Raw genomic sequence first — 13,278 nt, forward strand, 5'->3', positions numbered from 1 at the left:
TTTAAAAAAATAGGATGCATGTAAATAAGGTGTGAATCCGTGACGAATTCGCCACGCGACAGCCTGCCTCATGTTTATGATGCGCGGAAATTTCCGGAGGTCCTATGGACAACAGATGTATTATTATTGGCGCGGGGCATGCCGGGTCACAGGCCGCAATCAGTCTGCGACAGGAAGGTTATGCTGGCGAAATCGTTCTCATTAATGATGAGACGGATATTCCTTATCATAAGCCGCCGCTCTCAAAATCTTATCTGAAAGCCCCAGAAGCAGGCATTCTCGTTCTGCGCCCGGAAAGCGCTTATCGCGATAATAATGTTGAGATGCTGTTTGGGCGTAGCGTTGAGTATCTTTCGCTTGGTGATAAGACCGTCACGCTTGATGATGGCAAAGTGCTTCAATGGTCGGAACTGGTGTTTGCCACCGGCGCTCGTGCGCGAATCCCCGATATGCCGGGTGTTGACCTTGATGGCGTTGTTACGCTGCGCCGTTTGGATGATGCGCGCCACATTGCTGAAATGATGCCACGTGTTGAGAACGTGGTGATTATCGGTGGCGGCTTTATTGGCCTTGAAATGGCACATAGTGCAGTTGCGCTTGGCAAGAAGACGGTTCTGATTGAAGCAGCGCCACGTGTCTTGGGCCGTTCCGTTGCCACACATATTTCGGCCCATGTCGAAACACGCAGCCGTGCGGCGGATATTACGCTTCTCACGGGCGTTGGCGTTGAAGCAATTCTAGGTGAAAACGGCCGGGTAACGGGCGTAAAGGCAGCAAACGGCACCGTTTATTCGGCTGATATGGTTGTGCTTGGCACTGGTGCCGTTCCGAATGTCGAGCTTGCGACCGAAGCCGGACTCGCTGTCGATAATGGGATTGTGGTTGACGAGCATATGCGGGCGTCAAGTGAGCATGTTTATGCGATTGGCGACTGCGTGAGCTATGATCATTTTCACGCAGGTCGTCGCGTGCGTCTGGAATCGGTGCAGAATGCCACCGATCAGGCCAAGCATGTTGCGCGCTCGATTTTAGGTCGCGGCACGCCCTTCCGCGATATTGCATGGTTTTGGTCGGATCAGGGCGACATGAAGTTGCAAACGGCTGGTCTTTCTTTTGATGCCGACCGCCATATTCTGTCGGGCAGTCTCGAAGACAATGCCTTTTCCGTATTTCACTTTGCAGGTGACAAACTGGTGGCGGTTGATTCCATCAATCGCCCGACGGATCACATGATGGCGCGGAGATTGCTCGCGGCTGGTATCAGTCCGAGTGAAGACGATATTGCAGTTGGTGCCGTGCGTTTCAAAGAATTGCTAGCAGCCGCGCCGAAAGCCTGAGGATATAGAATGACTTTTTTAAAACATCTGCTCCCTGCCGATATGGCGGCTCCCTTTGCTGCTTATAGCCATGGCGTGAAGGTAGTCGCTGGCGCTGAACTGGTTTTTTGCTCTGGCCAATTGGGTATTGGGCCGGATGGTTCTGTGCCTGAAGATGCAGGCGCGCAGGCCGAGCTTTGTTTTGAGAATATCCGCCGCATTTTGCGTGATGGTGGCATGGACTTTTCAAACGTTGTGCGCATCAATGCCTATGTCACGGATCGTGCGCATATGCGGCCCTATATGGATGTGCGTGATCGCCTGTTTCCGCAGCCTGCACCGGCTTCGACATTAATGATCGTTTCCGGTTTTACGCGGGAAGAGTTTAAGGTCGAGATCGAGGTTGTCGCGGCGAAATAGCTATCCATCATTGTGAATTGATCACAATAAAGCGTATCGCCTTCGCTTGCGAGGAATGGTAGGGTTGTCCGACATCCTCCATTCCCTTCAGGCTTATTCATGTCAAATAATCAGACTTCGGCTTTGTCGCCGGAAACTTTACCGCGCTCGTCTGTGCGACTGGCAGAGCTGGCACTTGCCCTTGGCGGCTTCGGTATTGGCACCGGAGAATTCGCAATCATGGCGCTTTTGCCGGATATCGCACGTGATCTGCATGTGACGATTCCAAGTGCAGGCCATTTAATCAGTTCTTATGCGCTGGGCGTGCTGATTGGAGCGCCGGTTCTGGCCGTGTTTGGTGCACGGCTTGATCGTCGCAAACTGGTATTTTTGTTTATGGCGCTGTTTGCCTTTGGCAATCTCGCCAGTGCATTTATGCAAAGCTATGACGGCCTGATCCTGATGCGCTTCGTTGCAGGTTTTCCGCATGGCGCATATTTTGGCGTTGCGTCGCTTGTGGCGGCATCAATGGCTGAGCCGGGCAAGCGTGCGCAAGCGGTTGGGCGCGTCATGACTGGCTTAACGGTCGCAACGCTGGTTGGTACGCCGTTGGCAACATGGCTGGGGCAAATTGCAGGTTGGCGCGCCATGTTTGCGGCGGTTGGTTTGATTGCTATTCTGACGATGGTGTTGATTAGTGTTTTCGTCCCGAAGCAACCTGCAGAAGAGGGCGCTTCGCCGCTACGCGAACTGGGTGCTCTGCGTCGCAAACAAGTTTTGCTGACCCTTGCGATTGGCGCTGTGGGAACGGGCGGGCTGTTTTCGGTCTTTTCTTACGTCGCGGCAACGATCACAGAAGTTTCGCATGTCGATATGAAGTGGATGCCGATTGTCTTTGCCATGTTCGGGCTTGGTATGGTGCTTGGCAATATTGTTGGCTCTAACCTGACAGACCGCTCCGTTATGGGAACGGTTGGCGGCGTTCTTCTCTATGACCTTGCCGTGATGCTGGCATTCCCATTTTTGATGCAGCATCCGGCAACGGCATTTCTGAGCGTTCTGCTTGTCGGTGGTGGCTTTGCATTGGTGCCTGCATTGCAAACACGCCTAATGGATGTCGCCGCTGATGCGCAAACGCTTGCGGCAGCACTTAATCATTCGGCACTCAATCTTGCCAACGCGTTAGGCGCGTGGCTCGGCGGATTGGCGATTGCATGGGGATATGGCTGGACCGCGACCGGAACAGTTGGTGCTTTCCTGGCGGTTGCAGGGCTGGCGGTGTTTGCGGTCTCATTGCTGACGGATCGCATAACACGCCAAAAAACAGCGCTTGCCGTTGAATAGTGCACAAAAAATAACACCCGCCGCGGGAGGAGCGGCAGGTGTCATTTAGGGTAAGACCGGAATGGGAGGAGGAGGTCCGGTCTTTATGTCACCGAGGAAAATGGGAGGAGGGAACACCCCGGTGAAAACTCTGGAAACTGTAGAACCGCGTGAATAAGGCATCGCGGTTCAAATCAAAGGCGTTAGCCTTTAGATGGCGCGTTCTTAGCGAACAGCTGCCTTACGTGCAACGAATGGAATTTCCGAAGGCATAATGCCGAGGTCGTTCAGTTCGCGTGGGCTCAGGCGGCTCAGTTCGTTTACAGTGTTACGGTAACGGCGCCAGTTGTTGTACGAGCGGATCAGGTTCATTTCTCTCACCTAGTGAAAATCAAATCTCTTTGTTGCCACCAGCATATAGGCGCTATGTTTTTGGAAGTGGAGAGCCAGATTTGCATAGCTGCTGTGCAATATAGCCTGTCGATTGCATGGCTTTTGCGCAACTTGGCCATTTTATAATCACAATCATCTCGCCAGATTGCCAAATCACCATTTGACAGCAGATGTTGTTGTCTTATCAGACTATCGTTTTAACAGTTTATTGATATTTACGGGGCCGCGTGAAGCTGCGCTCTTGATGTTTGCGATTATTTCCTGCGAAAGGCCGAGATCATCATAGTCGCAATTTTCAGTTTTGATTTTATTTATAGCTTTCTTCGCTGTACCTTCGTTGTCAATCTTAAGGTCATTTTGGGAAAAATTCTCAAAAGATGCAGGTAAGTCCTTATTAAAGACGATCACTTCGCCTGCGATTTGGTTCTTAGCGGTGCTGTATATTTGACCTAAGTCAAAATCGGTTGAAAGTTCACGTTGTGTAGAAGTAAACTCGTACGGGACTTGCAGCGTGAATTGATAAGGCATTAATTTGCCTGCATCGATAGCAGCGAAAAATTCTTTTCCGAGTTCGTATCCACGTTTTTTGAATGGGTCGCCATAGATGCTTAGCCCAGTAGCTGTTTCATGAAGATAAGCGCATTGAAAGTTTTTCCATGAACGGGCGGATAGATTAATATAATCCTCTTTCGTCATGTCCTGAGCGAACGTAACTCCCGCGTTTGATAAAATTACAATTACTGTTATTATATATTTACTTGCTGGCAATCTAATATTCCTTGTTTTAAATAAGTCGGTAGCTTTTAAACGATATTTGCGCGGTTATTGTAGTTATCATTTAGTTCAATAGCGATGTTGGCGCACAGATTTTTTGTCGCAAAAACCCCGGGATTTGTCGCCTTGTGACGATAATTATACATGACTCTGGAAATGGTTTAAGCTAAGTGACGTATGTCGTGTGATGGAGCTGTGCTTCTTGTAAGTATGTTTTATCACTGTTTGTCTGCGGGAGAGAGCTGGCGGAAGCTGGCCACCGAAGGGGAAATCGCCCGAAATCTCTCAGGTACCATGAACCGCAGATGGGTAAGGCAACTCTGGAAAGTCGGGGGAAACCCCGCGCCGAAGGTGTAAGTATAGCTTTATAGCTATGCGAGTCTCTCAGGCCTGAGACAGAGGGGCACGAAGCAACCGCATTTCGCGGAGGCACACGTGCGACTCTGGAGTTGTTATGGGCGATACCGCACACTTGAATACCCTGCCTTTGCAGGATCTGCATGAGGAAGCTGGCGCACGCTTTGGCGGTTTTGCTGGCTGGAACATGCCGATCACTTATCCGCTCGGCGTTATGAAGGAACATCTTCATACGCGTGAGCATGTCGGCCTTTTCGATATTTCTCATATGAAGCTGATTGAAGTTTCGGGCGCAGATGCAATTGCGCTTTTGAGCGAAACCTGTCCGCTTGATCCTTCGGTTCTGAAAATAGGCCAGTCGAAATACACTTTCTTTCTCAATGAACAAGGCGGCGTTCTTGACGATCTTATCGTCACGCGCCTCGGCGAAGACCGTTTCATGGTTGTTGCCAATGCGGGCAACGCCGATGCCGATATTGAGCATCTCAATGAAGCAGCATCTGGCAAGGATGTAACGGTTAATCCACTGGATCGGGTTTTCCTGGCCATTCAGGGTCCGGAAGCCGAAAGCGTCATTACCGATGCTGATCTTAAAGGTGCAGAGCTCGGCTTTATGAGCGGCTTTGAGCCTAATCCCAACTGGTTCATGACCCGTTCGGGCTATACCGGCGAAGATGGTTTTGAAATTGGCTTGCCTGCCGATGAGGCGCGCGCGCTCGCAACCAAGCTTCTGGCCGACGAACGCGTCGAATGGATCGGTCTTGCTGCCCGCGATTCCTTACGCCTTGAAGCGGGTCTTTGCCTGCACGGTCAGGATATTACGCCGGAAACCGATCCTGTCTCTGCCGGTCTCACATGGGCAATCACCAAGTCAGTGCGTGAAAAGGCTGCCTTTAAGGGCGCCAAAGCAGTTCTGGATGCGATTGCCAAGGGTGCAACCGCCAAGCGTGTTGGCCTTAAGCCTGAAGGCCGCCAGCCAGTGCGTGGCGGCGCAGAACTTTTCGACGAATCCGGTTTCCAGATCGGCACCGTCACATCGGGTGGCTTCGGCCCATCCGCAGGTTTCCCGGTTGCCATGGGTTATGTCGAGGCAAGCCTCGCAGTCCCCGGCACCCGCATTTTCGCAGACGTCCGCGGTAACAAGGTTCCCGTTGATGTTCATGCACTTCTCTTCACACCGCATCGCTATCGCAAAGGATGATTTCCATGGCCAATATCCTGTTCACCGAAGATCATGAGTGGATCAGAGTCGAAGGTGGCGTTGCCACTGTCGGCATCACGATCCACGCACAGGAACAGCTGGGCGACCTCGTATTCGTAGATCTGCCGGAAGTCGGTCGTACCGTTTCCAAGGGCGAAGGCATCGTCGTTGTTGAATCGGTCAAGGCCGCTTCCGACGTTTATGCTCCGGTCGATGGCGAAGTGGTTGAAGTTAACGAGGCCGTTTCGAGTGATCCGGCTCTCATCAATCAGGCTGCAGAAGGCGAAGGCTGGCTGTTCAAGCTCAAGCTTTCCGATGAAGGCCAGCTTTCGGGACTTCTCGACAAGGCCGGTTACGACAAACTCGTAGGATAAAAAGATGACGCAACAGGTTCTCCCCTTTGTTGCCCGTCATATCGGGCCACGCGTAGAAGACGAGCGCGCAATGCTTGCAGCGCTCGGTCTTCCTTCAATGGAAACACTGATCACGCAGGCGGTTCCGGCATCGATCCGCTTGAACCGCGCGCTTGATCTTCCAGCGGCTTTGAGCGAACACGCAGCCCTTGCCGAGCTCAATGAAATCATGGGCCGCAATGTGGTGAAGAAGAGCTTCATCGGTGCGGGCTATCACGGTGTGCAGACGCCACCTGTCATTCAGCGCAACCTGTTTGAAAATCCAGCCTGGTACACGGCTTACACGCCTTACCAGTCGGAAATCAGCCAAGGCCGTCTGGAGCTTCTGTTCCACTTCCAGACGCTCGTTGCCGAGCTCTCCGGCCTGCCGGTTGCCTGCGCATCGCTGCTGGATGAAGCAACTGCTGTTGCTGAAGCCGTGGGCGTTGCCGTTCGTCATCACCGCGACAAGCGTTCGCGCATTCTGCTTGCAGGCGATCTGCATCCGCAGAGCGTGGATGTGATCAACACTCGCGCAGAGCCACTTGGCTGGCAGGTTGAAGCCGGAAGTGCTGTTGACGACAACACCGCTGCCGTCATCGTGCCTTGGCCGGATACGCGCGGCGTTTATGGCGACTTCGCCGCTGTCATCGCCGATGCCAAAGCTAAGGGCGCTTTGGTCATCGCTGTTGCCGACCCACTGGCGCTGACCATTCTGGAAGCGCCTGCCAAGTGGGGCGCTGACATGGCTGTCGGCTCTATGCAGCGCTACGGCGTTCCAATGGGCTTTGGTGGTCCACATGCTGCATATCTCGCAGTATCTGAGCCTCTGACGCGTATCATTCCGGGCCGCATCGTTGGTCAGTCCGTCGATGCGCATGGCCGTGCCGCCTATCGTCTGGCTCTTCAGACGCGTGAACAGCATATCCGCCGCGACAAGGCGACGTCCAACATCTGCACCGCGCAGGCGCTGCTTGCCAATATGGCTGCATCTTTTGCCATCTGGCATGGTCCTGCTGGCCTTCAGGCTATTGCAACGCGTGTTGCCGGTCTTGCGTCTCGCTTCGCAACGGGCCTTAAAGCTGCGGGTGTTGAAATTGCTGGCGACAGTCTGTTCGACACCGTAAGCGTCAAGGTTTCCGGCAAGGCGCAGGCCATTGCTGACGAAGCTGACAAGGGTGGTCGTCTGCTTCGTATCATTGATGCGGATACGGTCGGCGTCACCTTTGACGAAACTTCGACGGAAGACGATCTTGCAGCACTCGCCGTTCTGTTTGGCGCAAAGCCAGTCGGTAACGACGATCTGTTGGTTCCCGGCAAAGGCCGTGGCGAAGGATTCCTGACACAGGACGTGTTCCATTCGCACCGTTCGGAAACCGAGATGATGCGCTTCCTGCGTCGTCTGGCGGACAAGGATCTGGCGCTTGATCGTGCGATGATCCCGCTTGGCTCCTGCACGATGAAGCTCAATGCGGCAGCAGAAATGATGCCAGTGAGCTGGAACACGGTTGCCAATCTGCATCCGTTCGCGCCTGCCGCACAGACAACCGGCTATGCTAAGATGACCTCAGACGTCGAAGCTTGGCTTTGCGAAGTCACCGGCTTTGCAGGTGTATCGCTGCAGCCAAATGCGGGTAGTCAGGGCGAATATGCGGGTCTTCTCGCAATCCGTCACTATCACCAGTCACGCGGCGAAGGTCATCGCAACATCTGCCTGATCCCATCGTCCGCACATGGCACCAATCCTGCAAGCGCATCGATGGCTGGCATGAGCGTTGTGGTCGTCAATTGCCGTCCGGATGGTGATATCGATATCGACGATCTCAAGGCTAAGGCTGAAAAGCATCGCGACAATCTTGCAGCGTTCATGATTACTTATCCGTCGACCTATGGTGTGTTCGAAGAGGGCATCAAGGCTTTCTGCGAAATCGTCCATGACAATGGCGGTCAGGTCTATTTCGACGGCGCTAACCTTAATGCACTCGTTGGTCTTGCACGTCCTTGTGATATTGGCGCAGACGTTTGCCACATGAACCTGCACAAGACCTTCTGCATTCCGCATGGCGGCGGTGGTCCGGGTGTTGGTCCGATTGGCGTGGCCAAGCATTTGGTTCCTTACCTGCCGGGTCATGTTGATCTCGGTTCCAAGCACGCAGTTTCGGCTGCACCGTTTGGCAGTGCATCTATTCTGGTCATTACGTGGATGTATATCCGCATGATGGGCGGCGCGGGTCTCAAGAAGGCAACCGAGGCTGCAATCCTCAACGCCAACTACATCGCGCATCGTCTGAAGGACGCTTATCCGATCCTTTACACTGGCGCACATGAACGTGTGGCACATGAGTGCATCGTGGATACGCGTGTTCTCAAGGATAGCGCAGGCATTACCGTGGAAGACGTGGCCAAGCGCCTCATCGACTATGGTTTCCATGCGCCGACCATGTCGTGGCCGGTTGCTGGAACGCTGATGATTGAACCAACCGAGTCTGAACCAAAAGCGGAAATCGACCGCCTTTGCGATGCGATGATTGCGATTGCAGGCGAAGCGAAGAAGGTTGCCGATGGTGTCTGGCCTGCGGATGACAATCCGCTTGCCAATGCACCGCACACGGCAGGCGATACGCTGGCAACAGAATGGACACATCCTTACACCCGTGAGGAAGCAGTGTTTCCGGGTAGCGCGTTGAGCGGTGATTTTGACACGACGGCAAAATATTGGCCGCCGGTCAGCCGCATCGACAATGTGGGTGGCGACAGAAATCTCATCTGCTCTTGCCCGCCGGTTGCGTCTTACGGCTAGGGCGCATCCCGAAAAGTGTAAAACGGTTTTCGGGTAAGGTGCGCGTTGAAAAGACTTTGTTAAGCAGCAGAACGGAGCGGTACTCTATCGCTCCGTTTTGAATAGAATTTCTTGTTCTGCGAACCGGTTTTATTTACCGGTTTAAAGAGCCGGAAATAGATTTTTAGAACAAAAATGATGATGAGAATCCTGTTCTCATGCGATTATTTTTGACGAAAAATACTCGTGATTTTATGAAGCGCTGCAGCAACGCAGCGCTTTTTATTTTTATTCTAAGCTTTTGAAATTTAGGCAAAAAAAGAGCCGGACTAAAAAGCCCGGCTAAGTTATGAAGGTGCCATAAAGGCAAACCTCCAGAGGGGAACACTTACCGCGCGCAATGGGAGGAAGCGCAAGCGGTAAGCAAGTGTCATATGGACCCGTTGCAACTATTCTTCAACCCCTAAAACGCGAAATTTTTGACCATTTCGGAAAATTCTGAAACTTTTCACAAACCTGTGTAATTTCCCCGACATCATGTCCGCTGGCGCGTTGTGATTTTTCGATCTGTCTGACAGATCAAAAGCATTGATATTTCCGTTAGATAGCTCTGAAAGTCGCCGTGTACACGGCGGCCTCTTCCATTAGCTATCCTATAAAGTGCTACATAAATCTATGAAATCATTAGAATAATTCTAAAACATTCCCATGGTGTTCATGTTCATTTCAGTTGCTTGGCCGCATCCAGAGTTATAGAAAGGAAGGTGATCGACGATGGTCTGACGAACTATTGTGGGGGCTTAACAGCATTTCCTGCAATAGCACTTGGCGGCATCGTGTGGGGCGAATGCGATAGGTAAGATAGAGAGTGATTCCCTTCAAACGACGATGTCGGGCACCGCTCTGGTCACTGCATGAGAGTCGCTCTCGTTCGGTTTCAAGCGTACTGGATTGTTTCGTAATGCTCGTGCCATTTCTCATTATGTTCCGTGAAGGCGTGGAAGCTGCGCTGATCGTTGGTATCATTGCGAGCTATCTGCATCAGACCGGACGCAGTGCATGGATGCCAGTCGTATGGATCGGCGTTTTCCTTGCGCTCGCTTTGTCTTTGTCTGTTGGCGCCATTCTGCAATTGCTGAGTGCTGAATTTCCGCAAAAAGCGCAGGAATTGTTCGAAGCCATTATCGGATTGATTGCCGTATTCGTCCTCACGTCGATGGTTTTCTGGATGCGCAAAGCTGCGCGTTCCATCAAAGCGGAACTGCACCACTCGATTGATGCTGCTTTTGAAACGCCAACACATAAAGGCTTTGGCCTGATCCTGATGGTGTTCTTTGCTGTGGCGCGTGAAGGGCTTGAGTCAGTTTTCTTTTTGCTCGCTGCTTTCCAGCAGAGTGAAGGTGGAGCCGCTCCGCTTGGTGCCTTGCTGGGTGTGCTGCTTGCAGCTTTGGTCGGGTATGGTATTTACCGCGGCGGTTTGAAACTCAATTTGCGCCGCTTCTTCCGCTGGACGGGTGTGTTCATTCTGATCATCGCGGCTGGCATTCTCGCAAATTCCGTTATGGCTTTGCACGAAGCAGGCATCTGGAACCACTTCCAGACCGTTGTTTTTGACACCAGCGAAGTTCTGCCGCTCGATAGCACGCTTGGTTCCGTATTGGCCGGGATATTCGGCTATATCGCGACGCCGACCGTTAGCGAAGTTTTCGCTTATCTGGCCTTCCTTATTCCCGCCCTTATTCTATTTCTGATGCCATCGTCCGCACCGGCGCAAAACGCGCCTGCCAAACGTTCCGCGTAATTAAAGAGATTTCTCATGACCAAGCCGCAAGATTCAAAGCCAGCCGCACCATTCTCCCGCAACCTTGTGCGAGCGGTGTTGGTGCTTGCTATTTTGTTGGTATTGGCGGCAGGCGCTGCGTTTTACTACGCCTCTAAGGTTTCAGATAAGTCACGTCATGCGGATGCTGACGGTAAGGTTCAGGTCATTATTAACGCGAAGAGTTGCGAGCCGAATGAGCTGACAGTGCCCGCTGGGCGTACTGTTTTTGAAATCGTCAATAAATCAGATCGCTCGGTCGAATGGGAAATTCTCGATGGCGTTATGGTGCTTGAAGAGCGCGAAAATATTGCGCCGGGATTCAAGCAAACACTTTCAGCCAAGCTTTCGCCGGGCGAATATCAGATCACTTGCGGTCTGCTTTCTAACCCACGTGGCAAATTAATCGTAACACCTTCAGCAACCAGCGAAGCTGAAAAAGGCAAGCTGCCTTTGACTGCTTTCCTCGGCGCATTGGCTGAATATCAGATCTACCTCGCAACAGAAGTGGCGGAATTCCAGAAGGCGGTTGGCGTGCTCTCGGATGCTGTCTCAAGTGGTAATCTGGAAGCTGCACAGGCCGCTTACGCGCCAGCGCGCGAAGCCTATGCCCGTATTGCGCCCGTTTCAGAAGCACTTTCTGATCTTGATACGGCAATCAATGCGCGCGCTGATTTCTTTGAAAAGCGCGAGCAGGATCCAGCATTTGGCGGTCTGCATCGCCTTGAATATGGTTTGTTTGATCAGAAGTCGCTTGATGGACTTCAGCCTGTTGCAGCCAAGCTTGTAGCGGACGCGGCTGGCCTGAAAGATCGTATTCGTGCGTTGCGCATCTCGCCTGACCGTATGCTGGCGGGTACGGCATCGGCAATTAATCGCTTTGCATCAACAGCTGGTGATACCGGCGATGACCGTTATGCGCATACGGATTTACAGGTATTTGCGGGGCTTATTGAAGGTTCCGCAAAGACGGCGGACGTATTGCGTCCGATTATTGTCAAAGTTGACCCCAAGGTTCTCGATGGGGTTGATGCGCAGGCGTCTGCTGTGAAGTCGTTGCTCGCGGCTCAAAACGGCAAGGCCTATGATACGCTTTCTGCTGATGAGAAGGCAAAAATCAAGGACGGTGCGACTGCTCTCGCCGACCAGTTTTCAAAACTCCGCGATCAACTTGGAGTGGATTAATGACCAAGAAATTTTTCAAAAAAGATAATGTAAAAGACAATCCAATATCGCCAGAGCGCCGCGCACTTTTGCTTGGTGCTGGTGCCGCAAGTGTTGCAGGTGTATTGGCATCTCCGGCAGCCAATGCGCGCTCGTCGAACAACACGCTATCGTCCGAAAGCGTGACGAATGCGCCTGAAAGTGACAAGCTGCATGAGGCACAGCCATTTTATGGCATTCATCAGCCGGGTATCGTAACGCCACGTCCGGCAACAGGACTTGTTGCGGCGTTTGATGTTCTGGCGCGTGACCGTGCCGATCTTGAACGCATGTTCAAGCTTCTCACGGAGCGGACAGCCTTCCTTATGAAAGGTGGCGAACCACCTGAACTTGATCCTAAATTTCCGCCTTCGGACTCCGGCATTCTCGGGCCGCATGTGACGCCAGATAATCTGACAATTACGGTTGGCCTCGGCAATTCGTTGTTCGATGATCGGTTTGGCTTAAAACCGCATAAGCCGAAGCAATTGCAGCGTATGACAGCGTTTCCAAATGATGCACTGCAGAAAGATCTCTGCCACGGCGATTTGGTCATTCAGTTCTGCTCGAATACGGCAGATACCAATATTCACGCCTTGCGCGACATCGTGAAGTACATGCCAGACCTGCTGATGATACGTTGGAAGCAGGAAGGCTCTGTACCAGTGCAGCCGCCGCATTCGCCAAAAGCGAAAGAAAGTGCGCGCAACTTCCTTGGTTTCCGGGATGGTTCGGCCAATCCCGATGCTGCTGACAAAGCGCTGATGGACCGTATTGTCTGGATTCAACCAGACAAAGGCGAGCCGGAATGGGCTGCGAATGGTAGTTACATGGCGGTGCGCCTCATTCGCAATTTCGTTGAACGCTGGGATCGTACGCCACTGCAAGAACAGCAGACAATCTTTGGTCGCCACAAGGATAGCGGTGCGCCCTTTGATGGCAAAACCGAAGCGGATGTGCCTGACTATGCGAAAGATCCTGAAGGCAAAGTTACGCCAATGGATTCCCACATTCGGTTGGCCAATCCGCGCGATGCTCATGCCGAACAACATTTGATTTTGCGTCGTCCTTTTAACTATTCAAATGGGGTCACAAAAGCTGGACAGCTCGATATGGGGCTGCTGTTCATTGCTTATCAGGCCGATTTGGAGAAGGGCTTTATTACTGTTCAGAAGCGCCTCGATGGCGAGCCTCTTGAAGAGTATATCAAGCCAATCGGCGGCGGTTATTTCTTCACGCTACCCGGCGTGAAAAATCAGGATGACTTTTACGCATGTGCTCTTTTGCAGGCGAGTGGGCCGCAGAATGCACGTGGGTGAAAG

11 protein-coding genes and 1 riboswitch are annotated in these 13,278 nt (G+C 52.4%); of the genes, 9 read left to right on the forward strand and 2 right to left on the reverse strand.

The genetic code is table 11. From position 1 onward, the window contains the following. Positions 1-104: 104 nt before the first annotated feature. The 3 genes from J2782_RS09235 (at position 105) to J2782_RS09245 (ending at position 3,059) form a co-directional block, all read left to right on the forward strand. Complete coding sequence (locus J2782_RS09235; RefSeq protein WP_310011705.1) at positions 105-1,337, forward strand: NAD(P)/FAD-dependent oxidoreductase; 1,233 nt, start codon at positions 105-107, stop codon at positions 1,335-1,337. A gap of 9 nt (positions 1,338-1,346) precedes the next feature. Continuing rightward, entirely contained in the window at positions 1,347-1,736 is a 390-nt protein-coding gene (locus J2782_RS09240) for a RidA family protein (protein WP_310011708.1), read from the forward strand. A gap of 99 nt (positions 1,737-1,835) precedes the next feature. Beyond that, on the forward strand, positions 1,836-3,059 hold the full coding sequence (locus J2782_RS09245) for an MFS transporter (RefSeq protein ID WP_310011710.1): 1,224 nt from the start codon (positions 1,836-1,838) through the stop codon (positions 3,057-3,059). A 204-nt stretch (positions 3,060-3,263) separates the two neighbouring features. Here J2782_RS09245 and J2782_RS09250 read toward each other — a convergent pair whose 3' ends face one another. Next, positions 3,264-3,410, reverse strand: coding sequence for a DUF1127 domain-containing protein (locus J2782_RS09250; RefSeq protein WP_250040631.1), 147 nt, complete (start codon positions 3,408-3,410; stop codon positions 3,264-3,266). A 210-nt stretch (positions 3,411-3,620) separates the two neighbouring features. Continuing rightward, complete coding sequence (locus tag J2782_RS09255; protein ID WP_310011712.1) at positions 3,621-4,199, reverse strand: hypothetical protein; 579 nt, start codon at positions 4,197-4,199, stop codon at positions 3,621-3,623. A gap of 228 nt (positions 4,200-4,427) precedes the next feature. Continuing rightward, positions 4,428-4,517: riboswitch (glycine riboswitch) on the forward strand. Between the two features lie 142 nt (positions 4,518-4,659). Here J2782_RS09255 and gcvT point away from each other — a divergent pair. The 6 genes from gcvT (at position 4,660) to efeB (ending at position 13,275) form a co-directional block, all read left to right on the forward strand. Beyond that, positions 4,660-5,763: a glycine cleavage system aminomethyltransferase GcvT gene (gcvT, locus tag J2782_RS09260; RefSeq protein ID WP_310011715.1), complete on the forward strand. Its 1,104-nt coding sequence runs from the start codon at positions 4,660-4,662 to the stop codon at positions 5,761-5,763. 5 nt (positions 5,764-5,768) lie between these two features. Further along, complete coding sequence (gene gcvH, locus J2782_RS09265) at positions 5,769-6,137, forward strand: glycine cleavage system protein GcvH (protein WP_310011716.1); 369 nt, start codon at positions 5,769-5,771, stop codon at positions 6,135-6,137. Positions 6,138-6,141: 4 nt separating this feature from the next. Further along, on the forward strand, positions 6,142-8,955 hold the full coding sequence (gcvP, locus tag J2782_RS09270) for an aminomethyl-transferring glycine dehydrogenase (RefSeq protein WP_310011717.1): 2,814 nt from the start codon (positions 6,142-6,144) through the stop codon (positions 8,953-8,955). Between the two features lie 940 nt (positions 8,956-9,895). Next, on the forward strand, positions 9,896-10,735 hold the full coding sequence (efeU, locus tag J2782_RS09275) for an iron uptake transporter permease EfeU (RefSeq protein WP_310011719.1): 840 nt from the start codon (positions 9,896-9,898) through the stop codon (positions 10,733-10,735). A 15-nt stretch (positions 10,736-10,750) separates the two neighbouring features. Further along, positions 10,751-11,938: an iron uptake system protein EfeO gene (gene efeO / locus J2782_RS09280; protein ID WP_310011721.1), complete on the forward strand. Its 1,188-nt coding sequence runs from the start codon at positions 10,751-10,753 to the stop codon at positions 11,936-11,938. Next, complete coding sequence (gene efeB / locus J2782_RS09285) at positions 11,938-13,275, forward strand: iron uptake transporter deferrochelatase/peroxidase subunit (RefSeq protein ID WP_310011723.1); 1,338 nt, start codon at positions 11,938-11,940, stop codon at positions 13,273-13,275. Before efeO ends, efeB begins: the two co-directional genes overlap by 1 nt. Positions 13,276-13,278 lie beyond the last annotated feature (3 nt).

It is taken from the genome of Brucella pseudogrignonensis, from assembly GCF_031454375.1.
GTDB lineage: Bacteria > Pseudomonadota > Alphaproteobacteria > Rhizobiales > Rhizobiaceae > Brucella > Brucella pseudogrignonensis_A.